This window comes from Paraburkholderia sp. PREW-6R (assembly GCF_039621805.1).
Lineage (GTDB): Bacteria > Pseudomonadota > Gammaproteobacteria > Burkholderiales > Burkholderiaceae > Paraburkholderia.
Window position 1 is genome coordinate 197,412 of sequence record NZ_CP155074.1, and the last position, 17,746, is coordinate 215,157.

Genomic DNA, 17,746 nt, shown 5'->3' on the forward strand with positions numbered 1-17,746 from the left:
GCTCCCGCTCGCACCTGCTGCAGCGTTCCTGAAGCGCTGACCCGCTACCCGTGCACCGATGAAGCGCTTAGTGCTTGTCGACGAACGAGAGCGCTGAATCCGCTTTCGCCCTCTGATCCACAGAACTTACGGGCGCCGCTGCCGGATGCTTGAGGCGCGGTGCAAAAGGCACGTTCGGCTTCATGATGAATGTCATCAATACGCCGCATGCCATCACGCCGATCGACAGCATGAACGTCACGTTCCAGTTGCCGAGGCGGTCGATCAGGAAACCCGCCACGACCGGGCTCACGATCGCCGCCGTGAAGCCGGTGCCGCTCATGATGCCGCTTGCCGTGCCTGAGCGGTCGTAAGCGACATCCATCGGGATTGCCCACATCGGCCCGATATTCATTTCGTTGAAGAACATCGCGGCGGCGAGGAAGACCAGCGAATACATCGGGTCGTGAATCAGCACGACGGGGATCAGCGAGAGCCCCGTCATCGTCATGCAGAACGCGACCAGATAGCTGCGCGCCAGTTTCAGATTGCCCGTGCGCCGCAGCAGCCGGTCGCTGACGAGGCCGCCCACCAGATCGCCGAACACGCCTGCAACGAATACGCCGGAAGTGAAGATCACCGCCTTCTTGATGTTCAGATGGAAGCTGTGCATGAAGTACAGCGGCATCCAGTCGAGCATCAGCCAGAGAATCCAGTTGTAGCAGAAATAGACTAGCGAGACCGGCAGCAGACGGCGATAAAGTCGCAACCAGGTGCCGGGTTCTTCTTCCACCCGCACTCGCGGAGGCGGCAGGCTCTGCACTTCCTGCGCCGTGATGCGCGGATGATCCGCGGGTTTTTCGGTGTACGTGACGTACCAGAGGACGAGCCACGCGAAGCTCAGCGCGCCAAGCAGATAGAACGCGAAGCGCCAGTCGAACGCGGTCATCAGCGCAAGCACGAGCATGGGTGCAATGGCGTTGCCGAGCCGCGCGGACGAATGCGTGATGCCTTGCGCCATGCCGCGTTTGTCCTTGCGAACCCACGACGCCATCGCGCTCGTGGAAGCGGGGAACGTCGCGCCTTCACCAAGGCCGAGCAGCAGGCGCGCCGCGACCAGCGTCGCAAAGCCGCCGGCAAGACCGGTCAGCGTGGTCGCGACGGCCCAGATGAATGCGCACGCAATCAGCGTGCGCTTCGCGCCGAAGCGGTCGCTGACCCACCCGCCGATGAACTGGAAAATCACGTACGGATACGCGAAGGCCGAGAAAACGAATCCGAGCTGCGTGTTGCTCAATCCAAGTTCGGTTTTGAACTGTCCCGCGGCAGTGCTGATGTTCACCCGGTCGACGTAGGTGATGAAATACATCAGACACAGCATGATCAGGACCATGGTGGTCGCTTTAGGTTGTAATCGTTTCATGTCTCACTCCACTGTATTCGGCTATTGTTTTTTCGACGAGCCCGAGGTGAAAGCGATCACGGCCTTTTTGAAATTGTCGCTGCCGTACACCGTGTCCACCAGATCTTCATCGTCCAGCCGCTGTTCGACGACAATGCGCCGCAAGCTTTCCTTGACCGCCTTCTGCGTAACGGGGGAAAGCGTCATGAGCCGCTGCGCGAGCGTGTGCGCCGCATCCTGCAGCGCGTGCTGCGCGCACACCTGATAGACGAAGCCGCACGCTTCGACCTCCTGTGCGGTGAGGTAGTCGGCGAGCATCAGCATCTTCTTCACGCGCGGCACGCCGAGCGCCGCCTGCAGCCGGGCGATATTGCGCGACGACAGCGTGTTGGACAACGTCTTCGCGATCGGCGCACCGAAGCGCGAGCTCTCGCTGCAAACGCGAAAATCGCACGCAGTGGCGAGCGCGAGGCCGCCGCCTACGGCCCAGCCATCGATGACCGCGATTGTCGGCAGTGCAATGCGCTCGACCCTGTCGATCACACGCTCGACGAATGCCTCGTAGGCGACGCCGTCGCGTCCGTCGCGGAAGTCCTTGAAGTAGGCGATGTCGGTGCCGGCGATGAACGACTTGCCGCCCGCGCCGCGAAACAGAATGGCGCGCACGGCGCCGTTCTGCTCGCATTGGTCGATTAGCGCGAGCAGCGAATCGTACATGTCGAGCGACATCGCGTTATGCCGCTCGGGGCGGTCGATGACGATTTCCGCCGCGCCCGTTGGGTGAACCGTGAGCTGAACGAATTCGCTCATGGCGCGGTCCCGTCGATCGCGTCGATCTCGGCGAAGATCTCGTCGTTGTGCTCGCCGAGCAGCGGGGGATGACGACGCACCGTTTGCGGCGTGCCGAGCATCTTGACGGGAAAGCCGATGTTCTTCACCTTGCCTTCATTCGGGTGATCGATCTCCATGCACATGCGACGGTACGTGGCATGCTCGCTCCCGAACGCTTCCGGATAGGACAGGATCGGGCCCGCCGGAATGCCGGCCGCCAGCATTGCGTCGACCCAGTCGGCGCTATCGCGTTTCGCGAATTCCTGTTCGAGCGCTTCGATCATCACTTCGCGATTTTTCAGCCGAAGCGGCACCGTTGCGTAATCTTCGTGTTCGAACAAATCCGGCCGCGCCAGCAGTTCGCACAGTTTCTTCCACAGCTTCTGGTTGGTCGCGCCGAATACGAAGTAGCCGTCGCGCGCCTTCACCGCCTGATACGGCGCGCTCATCTTGTTGCTCGTGCCGAGCGGCGTCGGCGGCACGCCGGTGCCCCAGTATTCCGACATGTCCCAGATCGAGAATGCCATCACCGAATCGAACAGCGACGCGTCGATGTGCTGACCTTCGCCCGTTTTCTGCGCGCCGATGTAGGCCGAGAGCAGGCCATAAACCGCGAACAGTGCGCAGCCGATATCCGCCACCGGCACGCCGGCTTTGACGGGCTTTCCACCTTTGTAGCCAGTCACGCTCATCACGCCGGACATGGCTTGCGCCATCAGGTCGAAGCCTGGCCGCATGGCCCACGGACCGCTCTGACCAAAGCCCGAAATGCTGACATAGACGATCTTCGGGTTGATCGCCTTGATCGACTCATAGTCGACCCGCAGCCGTTGCACCACACCGGGCCGGTAGTTCTCGACGATCACGTCGGCGGTTTTGGCCAGCTTGTAGAAGCGTTCGCGGCCCTCGTCGCTTTTCAGATCGAGCGTGATCGAACGCTTGTTGCGGTTCATGTTCAGGAAACCCATGCTGTCCGGTCCCTTCATCTTGAAGCCCATCGCGCCGCGCGTCTGGTCGCCTTCGGGCGGTTCCACCTTGATCACGTCCGCGCCCAGATCGGCCAGCAGCATGCAGGCGAACGGGCCTGCCATCACCTGGCTCACGTCGAGTACGCGGATGCCTTGAAGGGGTAAATGTTGGGTTTCGGCCATGCCGAGTCTCCTCCGTGGAAGTCGTGAGTTGATGCGCCAGACCGCGCCGGACGATGCCCGGCAGGGTTGGCGCTCTTTGGTTCTCACTCTCCGCCTCGCGGGAGACGGCCGCAAGGATGCCCAGAGCATGGCTGGTTTCGCGGATGGCGAAACCGGCCGGTTCCGGCGAGGACTTCTCTTTCAGGAGCGGTGTGGCCGAAGGGCTAGGCGGGCGGCGCGAGCAGCTCGGTTACGACGTTGCGCAGCGTGTGCTCCTGCGCGTGTCCTTCGACACACGACAGCACGTAGCTGCGCTGATGCCAGTCGCCCTCGAGTTCCGCCGACGCAATCGCCGCCTCGGGATGGAAGCTGCGCAGCACGTCGGGAGGCATCAGACCAATGCCGAGGCCGTGGCGCACCATCGCGAGCATGGTGTCGAAGCCGCTCGCGGTGAAGTTGTCAGGGAACAGCCGGCCGCGGCTGCGATAAGCGCGCTCGACCGCCGATAGCACCGCCGAGCCTTTGCCGAGACTCACGATCGGCAGATCGAGAATCTCGTCGATGCCGATCGGACCCGTGCCGAACGTGAAGTGCGGGCGGCTGTACACGAGCACGAGCCGGTCTTCTTTATACGGCGACTTGGCGAGGTCCAGAAAGCCGCTCTTCTTCTCGTAGATGCCCACGTCGATCACTTTGTCGCGCAGCAGTTGCTGCACGATCTTGCTGTTCTCTTCGACGATTTTCAGCGAAATGCCGGGATACTTGCGCTGAATGTCGGCAATCTCGCGCGCGAGAAACTGGATGACGACCGCCTTCGGCGCACCGATGATGATGCGCCCGTCGAGACCGTGATTGAGCGCCTTCGCGTCGCCGTCCAGGCGATCGATCAGATTGTCGATCTGCCGTATGTATTGCAGCAGCTTGACGCCGGATTCGGTGACTTCGACACCGTGCGGCACGCGTTTGAACAGTTTCGCGCCCAACTGTTCCTCCAGGTCCGACACGCGCCGCGAGGCGGCGGCGACGGCGAGGCTGAGCTTGTCGGCGGCGCGGGAGATGCTGCCTTCGTCCACGATGGCGAGAACGAGCCGGACGGTGGTCGTGTCGAATTTCACTGGGATAGAAAAGGCTCAGGAGGCGCAATGGTGCGCGAATCCTGAATGCTACTTCACCGCGCCCAGCGCGAGGCCTTTCACCAGATACCGTTGCAACCACGCGAACACGATTGAAACCGGCAGCGTTGCGCAAAGCGTGGCGGCCATGACCAGATGCCATTCGACTACGTATTTGCCCGCGACCATGTCCGTCACCTGCACGGTCAGCGTCTTGTTTTCAGGCGAGCGGATCAGCGTGTAGACCACCGCGAACTCGTTCCACGCATTGATGAACGTGAAGATCGCCGTGACGACGATCGCGGGTACGGCGAGCGGCAGAAACACCTTGAAGACCGCGCGCGTTCTCGAACATCCTTCGAGCCACGCCGATTCTTCGAGATCGCGCGGCACGGTCTGGAAATACGATGACAGCATCCACACCGCGAAAGCGATGTTAAACGCCGCGTACGACACGATCACGCCGATCTTCGAGTCGACGAGATTGCCGTCGCCGTAAGGAATCATCGCGGCAAGCCGGAACAGGCCCACCACGAGCAGGATGGGCGACAACATTTGCGTGACGAGCAGGAACTGTCGATACAGACTCTTGCCGCGAAACGGAAAGCGCGCCAACGCGTAAGCGGCCGGCAGACTCACCGCCAGCGCGAGCGCGGTCGAGAGCAGGCTGATGACCGTGCTGTTGCGCAGCGCGACGCCGAAGTTCGCGGCCACCCACATGTCGGAGAAATTGCGCCACTGCCAGTGAACCGGCAGCCAGCGCGCGGGATACACGAAAATCTCGGAAGCCGGCTTGAGCGCGGTGAACAGCATCACCGCGAACGGAAACAGCACGACGACGATCAGCGGCGAAAGCGCAAGCCAGCACCACAACGTGCGCTTCATTTTTACACTGAGTCTCAAGACGGATCTCCTTCTTTCGCAGGCTGCAGGCGCAGATAGGCGATCGAGAAAACGAACAGCATGACGAGCATGATCAGCGAGACCGCTGCGGCTTCGCCGGGACGGCCGAGCCGGAAGCCGAGTTCGTACAGATAGGTGACGAGAATATGCGTGCTGTTGTCCGGACCGCCTTGCGTCATTACCCAGATAATCGGGAACGAGTTGAACACGTAGATCACGTTCAACAGAATGGTCATGTTGATAAACGGCCGCAGCAGCGGCAGGGTCAGCCTGCGGAATTGCTGCCACGCACTGGCGCCGTCCATGCGGGCGGCTTCGTAGATATCGCCCGGCACCGACGACAATCCGCCGAGCAGAATCGTCACCGTGAACGGCACGGAGACCAGAATGCCGACGGCGATTTCAACCGGAAACGCGAGTTCCGGTGTGGCGAGCCAATGGATCGGACCGCTGATCAAGCCTAGCCGCTGCAGCGTCACGTTGACCATGCCATAGTCGTCGTTAAAGGCCCAGCGCCAGACTACGGCGGTCATCGTAAGCGACACGGACCACGGCAACATGACGATGGTGCGCGCCACGCCGCGCCCATAGAAGTCCTGATTCAGCACCAGCGCGACCGGCACGGAGATGAGCACGGTGCCGCCTACCACGCAGACAGTCCAGACGATCGTGCGCCGCGCGGCGTCGAGAAACGCGGGATCGCTGAAAATCGTAATGAAATTCTGCAGACCGGTGAAATCGCGGATCGCGCCGAAGCGCGACACTTCATGCAGCGATTGCCACACGATGTTGAAAATCGGATAGCTGATGATGAATAGCGCCAGAATCAGACTCGGCGCAATCAGCAACCAAGGCGCTTGCAGGCGCGAAGAAGCGGAACGGCTCATGCGTGCTCGATCGTAAGGCGCGCCCGCTCTCGAACGGGTGCGACGGGATGGGCCGGATAGGTGCTGCCTGGTGCGGGTCATGCATGACAACCGGAACGCGCGCCGGGTTAAACGGGCGCGCGTTCCGTATTCAACGATTCAGCTCACACCCGGTAATGGCTCAATGACCGAGCGACTTGTTCGCCTGCGCGGCTGCGGCGTTCAACGCATCGGCCGGTTTGGCCTTGCCCAAGTAGATCGACTGCATTGCGTCCGTCACGGCTTTGGCGGTGTCTTCCCAGCCCGTCACGGTCGGTGCGAATTTCGCCGTCGGCAACAGCGCGACGAATGCCTTGATGTCCGGATCGTTGAACGCCGGGTCCGTCGCCTCGGCCTTCGTCGTGGGCAGGAAACCTTCGGTGCTGGTGAACTCGACGCGCGGTTCCTTCGTGAACAGGTAGTCGAGGAACTTCCATGCCGACTTCTTCACCTTGGAATTCTTGAACATCACGATCGAGTCCGTCACCGCATAGGTAGCGTGCGTGGTGCCCATCGGAATCGGATCAATGCCGTATTTCAGGTTCGGCGCTTCCTTCTTGATCTGCTTCGAGAGGAACGGCGCCGAAATGACCATTGCGACGCGGCCTTGCTTGAACAGGTTCTGTACGTCTTCGCGGCTATAGCCGGTGACGCCCGGTTGTGTCAGACCCTGATCGATCATCGACTTGTACAGCGTAGCGGCCTTGATGCCGGCCGGCGAGTTGAACGCCGCCTTGTTGTCTTTGCCGACGACTTCGCCGCCGTTGGTCCACAGCGCGTAGTAGTAGTAGACGTCCGTTTCGATTTCCTTGCCCTGCAGACCGAAGCCGGCAATGCCCTGCGCCTTCAGCTTCTTCGACGCGTCGATCACGTCGTTCCAGGTCTTCGGGCCGTCGGGATAGCCGACCTTCGCGAGCAGATCCTTGTTGTAGTAGAGCGCGCGTGCCGACGCGGCGATCGGCAAACCGTAGATCTTGCCGTTGATTTCGCCCGGCGCGAGGAACGGGCCGATAAAGCGGCTCTTGAAGCTCGCATCCATGTAACCGTCGAGCGGTTCGGCGACATCGTCCTTCACGAAGTCGAGCAGCCAGCGCGTGCCGACAATCGCAAGGTCCGCATTCGCGCCGCCGGAGATGTCCGTTTGCAGCTTTTGTTGCAGCGTGTCCCAGTTCACGTCCTCGATCTTGATGGTGGTGCCGGGATTGGCCTTCTCGAAGTTGCGCGCCATTTTCTCGAAGTACGGCGCGGTCGCGTCGCTGTAATGGGCGACGGTGACGCGGACCGTATCGGCGTGAGCCGCGACGGCGATACCTGCAAACGCGAGCGCGACGGCGACTTTGCCTAGCGCGAGGGAAGCACGGGCTTGCAACGACATTTCTCTCTCCTGTGTCGAACGAAGTGGGCGCTCTCGCGCTGACTCCGGTCCCATCCGATGATGGTGGGGTGGTCTGCTGCCGTCGCCGGCCGCTGGGTTAAATTGTTTGAAAAAATCCTACATGACGCAAAATTGCTTGTCACGTAGGGTCTGCGCTATTTTTTCCAGGCTGCTTTTGTGCATAAGATGCCGTATAGCAGGGTGTTCCGCGTGATGGGATGCACGGGAGTCCCAATCTTCGGGACGGCGTAGGGAAAGTGGCAAACCGCGTTTTGTAGGAAATTTACACGCCTGCGTGCAGTTGACGGCGGCTCGGGCAGAGAGGGTGCATATGAATCGGGTAGTACTGGTTACGGGCGCATGCGGCGGCATCGGCAGCGTGCTGTGCAAACGCTTCGTGCAGGAAGGCGACAAGGTGCTGGCGCTCGACATCGATGCGGCGGCGTTGAAAGCGCTTGCCGCGCAACTCGGTGAGACGCAGGTCACGCCGGTGGCGGTCGATCTGGGCGATGCCGCAGCCGTGCAGCAGGCGGTGCAGGCAGCCGCCGGTGTGTCGGGCCCGGTGGACGTGCTCGTCGCCAATGCGGGCGCAGCCGAAGGCCTGACGCTGGCGAGAACGGACGCGGCCAGCTGGCAGCGCGACATTCATCTGAATCTGAACGGCACCTATCACACGGTGGAAGCCATTCGCCCATCGATGATCGAGCGCGAGCAAGGTTCGATCGTGCTGATCGGTTCGGTCAACGGCATGGCGGCGCTTGGGCATCCGGCATATAGCGCGGCGAAGGCCGGGTTGATCAGCTATACGAAATCGCTGGCTATCGAGCTTGGGCGCTACGGCATCCGCGCGAACATCGTGTGTCCGGGCACCGTGAAAACGCAGGCCTGGCAGGCGCGGGTCGACAAGAACCCGCAGGTGTTCGAGGATCTGAAGAAGTGGTACCCGTTGCGCGACTTCGCGACACCCGACGACATCGCCGACGCCGTGCTGTTTCTCGCGTCGGCTATGGCGCGCGTGATTACCGGCGTCGCGTTGCCGGTCGACGGCGGCCTGATGGCCGGCAATCGCCTGATGGCGGAAGAACTCACGCTCGAATCGCTTTGAGCGTATCGGGCGCATAGTCTACCCAGCACGAGCAAACGAAGCACGAGTCAACGACGGCGAGGACAGCATGGCAGCAGTGCAACTAAGCGGCATTTTCAAACGCTATGGCGACACGCAAGTGGTGCACGGCATCGATCTCGACATCGACGACGGCGAATTTGTCGTGCTGGTCGGGCCGTCCGGCTGCGGTAAAAGCACGTTGATGCGCATGGTGGCGGGGCTCGAGGAAATCAGTGGCGGCGATCTGATGATCGGCGGCACGCGCGCCAACACGCTTGCCCCGCAGCAGCGCAATATTTCGATGGTGTTCCAGAGCTACGCGCTGTATCCGCATCTTTCGGTGTACGAAAATATCGCGTTCGGACCGCGCATCCGCAAGGAGTCGTCGGAGCGGTTCAAGCCGCGCATCGAGGCCGCCGCGAAGATGCTCAATCTCGGCAGCTACCTGGACCGTTTGCCGCGTGCGCTGTCGGGCGGTCAGCGGCAGCGTGTCGCAATGGGCCGCGCGGTGGTGCGCGAGCCGTCGCTCTTCCTGTTCGACGAACCGCTGTCCAATCTCGACGCGAAGTTACGCGTGCAGATGCGTACCGAGATCAAGGCGCTGCATCAGCGTCTGAAGAACACGGTGATCTATGTCACGCACGACCAGATCGAAGCGATGACAATGGCTGACCGCATCGTCGTGATGAACGCGGGGCGCATCGAGCAGATTGGTCGGCCGCTCGAACTGTACGATCATCCCGCGAATCTGTTCGTTGCAAGCTTTCTCGGCTCGCCGTCAATGAATTTCGCGGAAGGCGTGCTCGTGAATCGCGCGCAAGGCGCGGGCCTTGCACTGAAACTCATGGACGGTGGCGAGATCGTGATCGAAGGCGCGCCCGCGTCGGCGAAAACAGGCGCAAAGGTTACGCTCGGCGTGCGTCCCGAGCACATTGAAACGATGACGTCGACGCCGGACGCGACGCTGGAAGTCGAAGTGGTCGAGCCAACCGGCGCGGAGACGCATCTGTACGGGAAGATCGGCGGCAGCGCGTGGTGCGTGACAACCCGTCAGCGTTCGAAGATCGTGCCCGGCGAGCGCGTCACGCTGCGTCTGCCGGCCGCGCACATTCACCTGTTCGATACGGAGAGTGGACGCAGACTGGTCTGAACCGCGTGTCGCCGCCTGGGCCGGCGGGTGCTTCGTTCGGTTCGATCGAGGCGGCCACCGGCGCAACCCACGCGGCGCCGCGACGCGGGATCGTTTAACCCACAAGGAACACCGGGTGTCCGCACCGAACTTGATTCCCCACATCCGCAGCGCACTCGCCAACTTGCGGCCCGCCGAGCGCAAGGTGGCCGATATGGTGCTGAGCGACGTCGACTTCGCGATGCGCGCGAGCATCACCGAACTCGCGCAGCGCGCGGAGGTGTCGGAGCCCTCCGTCACGCGCTTTTGCCGCGCGATCGGCGCACATGGATTGCGCGACTTCAAGATGCTGCTTGCACAGAGCGTGGCGGGCGGGATGCCGTATGCGTCCACGGCCGTTTCGCGCGACGACGACGTGCAGACGCTGATGGACAAGGTCGGCGAAGCGGCAATGGACGGGATCGAGCACGCACGCGGCGCACTGGACCCGGCTGTGGTGGAAAGCGCCATTGCGGCGCTATCGAGCGCGCGTCGGGTGTTTTTCTTTGGCGTCGGCTCCGGTTCGGGGCTGGTCGCACAAGACGCGGCGTTGCGCTTTCTGCGGCTCGACATTGCGTCGACTGCTTTCACGGATGGTCATTTGCAGCGTCTGTATGCCGGGCTGATGGAGCCGGGCGACGTCGCGTTCGCCATCTCGCACTCAGGGCGCAGTGTCGAGGTGAACGAGAGCATCCAGATCGCAAAGGAGCGCGGCGCGACCACGATCGCGCTGACGAATGTCGGCTCGCGGCTCGCGTGGCTGGTCGACATTCCGCTGCTGCTGCGCGTGCCGAGCCCGGTCGAACCGAACACGCCGGGCGTATCGCGACTCGTGCACCTGTGCATCATGGACGCGTTGGCGATTGGCGTCGCGCTCAAGGCGGGGCCGGCGACGCTCGAAAAGATGCGGCACGCGAAGGCGCGGCTGGCGTCGCACGAGCCGGAGGCGGCGGGGGACTAGGACGAGGTGGCGACTACCCGGCGCTTTGGCCGGCGTTCTCCGCAGCGCCGGCTATCCAGCCGAACCGCCGCGATAACCGCGCTGTGGCGGCCTGCAATGTTCTCGCCGGCTCACCTGCGAGTGCACTGTCGAAACTGCCGCTCGGCCCCATTAAAGCGAGTACGAGACAGATGCTGCCGGTATGGTCGAGCACTGGCGCGGCCAGTGTGTTGATGCCGGGCACGGGCCGGCTCAATGCGGTATCCACGCCCTCTGCGCGGATACGTGCAAGACGCTGCGCGTAAGCCGGTTTCAAGGCCGCCGCGCCTTGTCCCGCGCTTGTCGAAGTCGCCGCCGCGTCCACCATGACATCCCGAGCGCTGGCGCCCGCCAGTCGCAAATGATCCTGTGCCAGCAGCCCGGCGCGCACATCATCGGCGACGTAAGCCGAAAACACGCGTCCAATCGCGGTATTCACCAGCGACATCACCGTGCCGACCCGCAAGCTCACGTGCAGCGGCCGCGCCGATTCCTCCAGACGCACGACGGTCGGACCAAGCGGCCCGAGCACGGCCATCGCGACGCTCATGCCCGTCGTCACCGCCAGTTCCACCAGTTCCGGCTCTGCCTCCCGCGTTGGGGACAGGCGTTGCAGGCCGATCAGCCCAAGCTCCAGCGCGAGCGGTCCCGCCTCGAAGCAGCCCGACGCGTCGCGGCCGAGTAACCCGATTTTCAGCAAACTCACCAGATGCGGAAACGCCTTGGCGGGCGGCATGCCTGCGGCGGCCGCCAGATCGCGCAACGTCAGCGGGCGCGCCGCCGCGACGAGCGCGGCCAGCAGTTCGCCCGTGCTGTCGAGCGACTGGATGCCGCGCTGCGGTTTGCTGTCAGCTGAGGCCGCGGACGCGTCGCGCGATGTGTCGAAGGAATCGGTCACGATGCGAGCGATGCCAGCGATGCCAGCAAGGAAGGCGTTGCCGCCAGTTGAGCGCCGATGTCCCGCGCAGTGGCGAGCAACGCGCGGGCGATGGGACCGTCGGCGGCGACGTCGATTGCGCCGGTCGGGCCGATCACCGTCAGTGCGAGCGACAGGCGGCCGTCGGCGTCGAGCACCGGCGCGCTCAGGCTGCTGATGCCCGGACTCGGCGCGTCGACACTCCGTGCGAGACGGCGCGCGCGAATATCGTTCAGTGCGGCGGCAAATGCGGCGCTTTCGTCAGGCGGCGAGATCGGGCCGTTCGCGACGCCGGACTGATTCGCCCACATCGCATTGAGCGCGTCATCCGGCAGATAGGCGCAAAACACGCGTCCGGTCGATGTGGCCGGCAAAGACATCACCGTGCCGACGTGCAGATTCACATGCAGCGGGAATCCCGCGTGCTCGTAACGGACGATCGTCGGCCCTTGCGGCCCGGCAATACAGACCGCGACGCTGAAGCCGATCGCCTCCGCCAGCGCGGCGACGCGTGGCACGGCGGCGCGAAACGCCGGCTGGTTTTCCAGATGAAGCAGACCAAGCCGCAACGAAAGCGGCCCCGGTTCATAGCGGCCCGACAGGTCGTCGCGTTTGATCAGACCCAGCCGGGTCAGGCTGACGAGGTATGCGTGCGCCTGTCCCGGCGCGATCTGCGCAGCGCTGGCGAGATCGGATAACGCCAGCGGTGCGCGCGCCTGAGCCAGCGCGAGCAACACGCGGCCGCCGACTTCCACGCTCTGGATGCCGCGTTGCGACCTGCCGCCGTCGGACGGCTCTGCGCCGCCGCTTGGCGTCCGACCTGCCGCCGGCTTTGCTGTTCTGCTCACGCCCGCCCTCGTCCGTAAAAAGGGGTTCATGATAACCGAGCGCATGCGCGTGAGCAGCGAGCGCAGCGGCGTCCCGGAGAACGTTATCTTATGCTTCGTGAGATTTGCGTATAGCGATACATTTCGCTATTGACAAATATTTCGCTGCCGCCATAAGATGTTTTCACCCCGACACACCGGTGCAGTCACAGAGTCAGAACGGGGCGAGACAACCCTTCAATCCAGCGTGTCACCGTGCAAGCGCACGGCCGGCTGTCTCGCCTCAAGCCCACATCTTCGAGGAGACAAGCATGGCAAAGGCATTCGCATCTCAGGCCGATCTGGAAGTCAAGAAAGTCACGTGGACCAGGCTGTCCGACAACGCCTACGCGTACACCACCGAAGGCGATCCGAATTCGGGCGTGATCATCGGCGACGACGGCGTGCTGATCGTCGACACCACCGCCACGCCGGCCATGGCGCAAGACCTTATCGCGAAGATTCGCAGCGTCACGGACAAGCCGATCAAATACGTGGTGCTGTCGCACTACCACGCGGTTCGCGTGCTTGGCGCGTCGGCGTATTTCAAAGAAGGCGCGCAGGAAATCATTGCAAGCCGCGGAACCTATGAAATGATCGTCGAGCGCGGCGAAGCGGACATGAAGTCGGAGATCGAGCGGTTTCCGCGTCTTTTCGCCGGCGTCGAAACGGTGCCCGGTTTGACCTGGCCCACGCTCGTGTTCGAAAAGGAAATGACGCTCTTTCTCGGCAAGCTCGAAGTGCGGATCGCGCATCTCGGCGCGGGGCATACGAAGGGCGATACGGTGGTGTGGCTGCCGTCGCAGAAAGTGCTGTTTTCCGGCGACCTCGTCGAGTACGACGCGGCCTGCTATTGCGGCGACGCGCAACTCGAACAGTGGCCCGCCACGCTCGAAGCGCTGCGCGCGCTGAACGCGGACAAGCTTGTGCCCGGTCGCGGCCCGGCGCTCACCACGCCGGAAGACGTGAACAAGGGTCTCGACTACACGAAAGACTTCGTTACCACGTTGTTGCAGCAGGGCCGCGAGGCGGTCGAACAGAAACTCGACCTGAAGGCCGCCATGGCGCACACGCGCAAAGCGATGGACCCGAAGTTCGGCCACGTGTTCATCTACGAGCACTGCCTGCCGTTCGACGTGTCGCGCGCGTTCGACGAAGCGAGCGGCATAACGCATCCGCGCATCTGGACTGCGCAACGTGACAAGGAGATGTGGGACGCGCTGCAGGCCTGACCAGAAAAAGACGCATCGCGAAGCCGGGCAGAGAAGGACGGAGACACAAGATGAGCATCAACTACCAGACGCTGTCGTTCGATTATCAGCCGTGCCGGGAACAACGTGAGCAAGGTGCGCAACCCGGCGCGGAGCCGCCGGCGCATCCGGTGATCGTAGTCGGCGCGGGGCCGGTCGGTCTGGCAACGGCGATCGACATCGCACAGCAGGGCGTGCCCGTCGTGCTGGTGGACGACGACTGTTCGTTGTCCACAGGATCGCGCGCAATCTGCTTTTCGAAGCGGTCGCTCGATATTTTCGACCGGCTCGGATGCGGTCAGCGCATGGTGGACAAGGGCATTAGCTGGAACGTCGGCAAAGTGTTCCTGCAAGACGAACTCGTGTACACGTTCAATCTGCAACCGGAAGCCGGGCACAATCGGCCTGCGTTCATCAACCTGCAGCAATACTACGTCGAAGGCTTTCTGCTCGAACGCGCGCAGGCAATGTCGAATCTGGAGATACGCTGGAAGAGCAAGGTCGTGGGCATCGAACAGCGCGGCGCGCCCGGTTCGCCAGACGCCACGGTGACGCTGACGGTCGACACGCCGGACGGCCCGTATCCGCTGCGTGGCCGTTATGTGGTGGCCGCGGACGGATCGCGCAGCCCGATTCGCAATCTGATGGGTCTCGACAGCAAGGGCGTGACCTTCAAGGACCGCTTCCTGATTGCCGACGTGAAAATGGAAGCGGACTTCCCCACCGAGCGCTGGTTCTGGTTCGATCCACCGTTTCATCCGAATCAGTCGGTGCTGCTGCATCGTCAGCCGGACAACGTATGGCGGATCGATTTCCAGTTGGGATGGGACGCCGACCCAGTGCTCGAAAGAACGCCCGAGCGTGTCATTCCGCGCGTTCGGGCGCTGCTCGGCGAGGACGCGAAGTTCGAGCTGGAATGGGTCAGTGTCTACACCTTTTCGTGCTTGCGGATGGAGCGCTTCCGGCATGGCAACGTGCTGTTCGCGGGCGACTCCGCGCATGGCGTGTCGCCGTTCGGCGCGCGTGGCGCAAACAGCGGTGTGCAGGACGCGGAGAACCTCGCCTGGAAACTGGCGATGGTGCTCGCAGGTCAGGCACCGGACGCGTTGCTCGACACGTATGCAAGCGAACGCGAATTTGCCGCCGACGAAAACATCCGCCATTCCACGCGCTCGACAGACTTCATCACCCCGAAAAGTCCTGTGAGCCGCGTGTTTCGCGACGCCGTGCTGAAACTGTCGCGCGAGCATCCGTTCGCGCGGCAATTGACGAACAGCGGGCGCCTGTCGGTGCCGGCTGTATTGCGCGACTCTCCGTTGAACACCGCGGACGCCGATCCGTTCAACGGGCCAATGGTGCCGGGCACCGCGTGTGTCGATGCGCCGGTTCAGGTCGGTGCGCAAGCGGGCTGGCTGTTGCAGCAACTGGGGCAGCAGTTTACTGGTGTGCTGTTTTGCGGCGAGCAGCCGCTCGATTCGTCGGCGCGGGCCGCGCTCGACAGTCTGCTGAGCGGCCCGATTCCGCTGAAGCTGGTAGTGGTAATGCGTGGCGACATGCGAGAGATCACGCTGACAGGCGTACGGACGGTATTCGACCAGCAAGGTCTCGCGCATGCGCGCTACGACGCTCAACCTGGGACGTTCTACCTGATCCGCCCGGACCAGCATGTTTGCGCACGCTGGCGCAGGCTCGACGCTGCAGCAGTCGGCCATGCGTTGAAGCGCGCGTTGTGCGTGGAAGGCACGGCATAAGGGTGGCGTCCGGTTCAATCAGCAAAACGCCAGTTGTTCATAAAAGAAATCGTTGGAGACAGACATGCAATTGAATACGCAACCCAACCTCGCTCGCCCCGACGATTTCTACGAGGCGCTCATCGACATGCATCGTGATCTGGATGATGCGCAGAGCCAGTCTGCGAACGCGCAGTTGATCCTGCTGCTCGCCAACCACATTGGCGATCACGCCACGCTGCTCGAAGCCATGCAGCATGCGCGCGATGGCGTGATCGACACCGCTTCGCGGCACGCCGTAGCGCATCACTCGTTGGCGGCGTGAGGCTGGCTCGCTTCATTTCTTGCGCTGACCTCTGGCGCAAAAGCACGGCAGCTCAGGCCGCGCCACTTATCTTTACAGACTTAAGCCACCCAGTTCGACGAGACCGAACCCCTGATGGTCTCGCTCGCAGGTGCGCTTCGTAGTATCGGACTCCTCTTATCAAAAGCCTCGTGCCGCTCGGCCATACTCCACGGCGAATCGAACGAGGAACGATGAGATCGCATGCTGTGTGACGATCGGGCAAGCCAGATTGATTGGGGAGCTGAGTCCTCGTGCACTGCCGGTGGGAACTTTCCCGCGCCCGGCTGAGAAGAGACACGAGATGAAAATTTTTTTGATTAGTGACCTGGTCGTGCAGGAACTGGCGTCGATGCGGGTCGATGGAAAATGGCTGTCGCGCGAGCAGTTCGTGGAATCGGCGCTGTTCTGGATCTCCCGCTACGCGCCTCGCCTCACACTGCCCGAAGCGTTTTTCAACGAGATCGAACGCGATGCACTGCAAATCGCCGCGCAACTTGCGGAAGAACAGCAGGCACGCGGTGAAGACTCGTCGCTGGAGCAGTTATTCGGCGACTACCCGGCCGTCAACTACGCACATCCGCTGAACGCCAGGGCGCTGGCCGCGACGCTTGCAGCATGCCGGGACAAACTGGCCCGCAACAACGGCGCAATATCGCTTGCCGACGCAGTGTGGGCAAGGCAGTTCGCTGTGTGTACGAAAAGCACGCCTCGCCCGCCGTGCTGTCATTCCGCGTCGTGCGCAAGGAACTGCGATATCGCGCAGCGCGTGAATGAAGCTGACACGTCGCGCACCCCGCACACATTGGACGAGCCGACCACTTGACGCGTCGTTGAAGACAGTCTGGCGGTGCAGAGCGGATCGCGTACAGTCGCCACTCAATGTCCGTGATCGCACCCATCCGTTCGATTTTTCGCCGATGAATCCGCTACGTCCTGTCCCGCTGCCGCACGACGCTCCGTCCGACATTGGGCTATGGCGGGTGGACGTCGATTTCGGGGTGTCGCTCGACGCCGTGTCGTTCCATTCGATCAGCGACGACGAACGCAGTCGCGCTCGCCGCTTTCGCCGGCCCGAGGACGCGCTGCGCTTCGCCACCGTGCGCGCCGCATTGCGCGAAACGCTCGCCGCGCATCTGAATGTGACCGCCGCGGGTATCCGGTTCGCACTCGATTCAAACCGCCGCCCGCATCTCGCCGGTCCTGCCCGTGTCGATTTCAATGTGTCGCACGCTGGCACACATGGCTTGATTGCGATCTCGGCGGCGCGGCGCGTAGGGGTCGATATCGAGCAGTGCCGCGAGCCATTCGACTGGCGGTCCATCGCGGCGCTTACGCTCGATCCTGATGAAGCATCCTGCATCGGGCGCCTCGACCCGACGCGGCGCGTCGCCGCGTTCTACGACGCATGGGTGGCAAAGGAAGCGCTGGTCAAGACGACGGGTGTCGGCATCCCGCGCGGTTTGCATCACTTGACAGTATTGCCACGCGAAAGCGAAAGCGTCACCTTGCGCAAACACGTTCCCGACGATATGCGCGATGTCGCCGCGCAATGGATCATGGCGCCGGCGGGGTATGCCGCGTGTGTCGCATGGTCGACCGAAGCGTTCGAACGCGACCCGCATTAGCGCTTCTTTCCGTTTTTCATGCTTTGCTGCGCGGAGCGAGTCCAATGAATGACGCCCGCTCGCTTAAAACGCAACTAACCGTCAACCGCGGCTCGCGCCTCCGGATAAGATGGCGCAGAGGGGC

17 protein-coding genes are annotated in these 17,746 nt (G+C 62.7%); 8 read left to right on the forward strand and 9 right to left on the reverse strand.

Annotated features, from left to right (window positions below; genetic code table 11):
* Nucleotides 1–67: 67 nt before the first annotated feature.
* The 7 genes from AAGS40_RS16185 to AAGS40_RS16215 all read right to left on the reverse strand — a co-directional run bounded on the left by AAGS40_RS16185 (nt 68) and on the right by AAGS40_RS16215 (nt 7,637).
* Nucleotides 68–1,402 carry an MFS transporter gene (locus tag AAGS40_RS16185; RefSeq protein WP_345815791.1) on the reverse strand — a complete coding sequence of 445 codons (1,335 nt, stop codon included), beginning with the start codon at nt 1,400–1,402 and terminating at the stop codon, nt 68–70.
* Between the two features lie 21 nt (nt 1,403–1,423).
* Complete coding sequence (locus AAGS40_RS16190) at nt 1,424–2,191, reverse strand: enoyl-CoA hydratase (protein ID WP_345815792.1); 768 nt, start codon at nt 2,189–2,191, stop codon at nt 1,424–1,426.
* Nucleotides 2,188–3,363: a CoA transferase gene (locus AAGS40_RS16195; RefSeq protein ID WP_345815793.1), complete on the reverse strand. Its 1,176-nt coding sequence runs from the start codon at nt 3,361–3,363 to the stop codon at nt 2,188–2,190. Before AAGS40_RS16195 ends, AAGS40_RS16190 begins: the two co-directional genes overlap by 4 nt.
* Nucleotides 3,364–3,566: 203 nt before the next feature.
* Nucleotides 3,567–4,457, reverse strand: a complete 891-nt coding sequence (locus AAGS40_RS16200; RefSeq protein WP_345815794.1) for a LysR family transcriptional regulator — start codon at nt 4,455–4,457, stop codon at nt 3,567–3,569.
* 48 nt (nt 4,458–4,505) lie between these two features.
* Nucleotides 4,506–5,357, reverse strand: coding sequence for a carbohydrate ABC transporter permease (locus AAGS40_RS16205; protein ID WP_345815795.1), 852 nt, complete (start codon nt 5,355–5,357; stop codon nt 4,506–4,508).
* Nucleotides 5,354–6,244, reverse strand: coding sequence for a sugar ABC transporter permease (locus AAGS40_RS16210; RefSeq protein WP_345815796.1), 891 nt, complete (start codon nt 6,242–6,244; stop codon nt 5,354–5,356). The genes AAGS40_RS16205 and AAGS40_RS16210 overlap by 4 nt, the downstream gene beginning before the upstream one ends.
* Nucleotides 6,245–6,404: 160 nt before the next feature.
* Entirely contained in the window at nt 6,405–7,637 is a 1,233-nt protein-coding gene (locus tag AAGS40_RS16215) for a sugar ABC transporter substrate-binding protein (protein WP_345815797.1), read from the reverse strand.
* Between the two features lie 331 nt (nt 7,638–7,968).
* Here AAGS40_RS16215 and AAGS40_RS16220 point away from each other — a divergent pair, with 331 nt between their 5' ends.
* From AAGS40_RS16220 to AAGS40_RS16230, 3 genes are all read left to right on the forward strand, one after another.
* Entirely contained in the window at nt 7,969–8,742 is a 774-nt protein-coding gene (locus AAGS40_RS16220) for an SDR family oxidoreductase (protein WP_345815798.1), read from the forward strand.
* Nucleotides 8,743–8,809: 67 nt separating this feature from the next.
* Nucleotides 8,810–9,892 carry a sn-glycerol-3-phosphate ABC transporter ATP-binding protein UgpC gene (ugpC, locus tag AAGS40_RS16225; protein ID WP_345815799.1) on the forward strand — a complete coding sequence of 361 codons (1,083 nt, stop codon included), beginning with the start codon at nt 8,810–8,812 and terminating at the stop codon, nt 9,890–9,892.
* Between the two features lie 115 nt (nt 9,893–10,007).
* Nucleotides 10,008–10,871: a MurR/RpiR family transcriptional regulator gene (locus tag AAGS40_RS16230; protein WP_345815800.1), complete on the forward strand. Its 864-nt coding sequence runs from the start codon at nt 10,008–10,010 to the stop codon at nt 10,869–10,871.
* 13 nt (nt 10,872–10,884) lie between these two features.
* On the opposite strand, the gene AAGS40_RS16235 is transcribed toward AAGS40_RS16230, so the two are convergent.
* A complete protein-coding gene (locus AAGS40_RS16235) occupies nt 10,885–11,787 on the reverse strand; it encodes a helix-turn-helix domain-containing protein (RefSeq protein ID WP_345815801.1) in 903 nt (300 codons plus the stop codon).
* Entirely contained in the window at nt 11,784–12,683 is a 900-nt protein-coding gene (locus AAGS40_RS16240; protein WP_345815802.1) for an IclR family transcriptional regulator, read from the reverse strand. Before AAGS40_RS16240 ends, AAGS40_RS16235 begins: the two co-directional genes overlap by 4 nt.
* 260 nt (nt 12,684–12,943) lie before the next feature.
* Between AAGS40_RS16240 and AAGS40_RS16245 the strand changes: the two genes are divergently transcribed.
* The 5 genes from AAGS40_RS16245 (at nt 12,944) to AAGS40_RS16265 (ending at nt 17,622) form a co-directional block, all read left to right on the forward strand.
* On the forward strand, nt 12,944–13,903 hold the full coding sequence (locus AAGS40_RS16245) for an MBL fold metallo-hydrolase (protein ID WP_345815803.1): 960 nt from the start codon (nt 12,944–12,946) through the stop codon (nt 13,901–13,903).
* Between the two features lie 50 nt (nt 13,904–13,953).
* Nucleotides 13,954–15,672, forward strand: a complete 1,719-nt coding sequence (locus tag AAGS40_RS16250) for an FAD-dependent oxidoreductase (RefSeq protein ID WP_345815804.1) — start codon at nt 13,954–13,956, stop codon at nt 15,670–15,672.
* A 64-nt stretch (nt 15,673–15,736) separates the two neighbouring features.
* On the forward strand, nt 15,737–15,976 hold the full coding sequence (locus AAGS40_RS16255) for a DUF2783 domain-containing protein (RefSeq protein ID WP_345815805.1): 240 nt from the start codon (nt 15,737–15,739) through the stop codon (nt 15,974–15,976).
* Nucleotides 15,977–16,298: 322 nt separating this feature from the next.
* A complete protein-coding gene (locus AAGS40_RS16260) occupies nt 16,299–16,820 on the forward strand; it encodes a hypothetical protein (protein ID WP_345815806.1) in 522 nt (173 codons plus the stop codon).
* Between the two features lie 94 nt (nt 16,821–16,914).
* Nucleotides 16,915–17,622, forward strand: coding sequence for a 4'-phosphopantetheinyl transferase superfamily protein (locus AAGS40_RS16265; RefSeq protein WP_345815807.1), 708 nt, complete (start codon nt 16,915–16,917; stop codon nt 17,620–17,622).
* Nucleotides 17,623–17,746 lie beyond the last annotated feature (124 nt).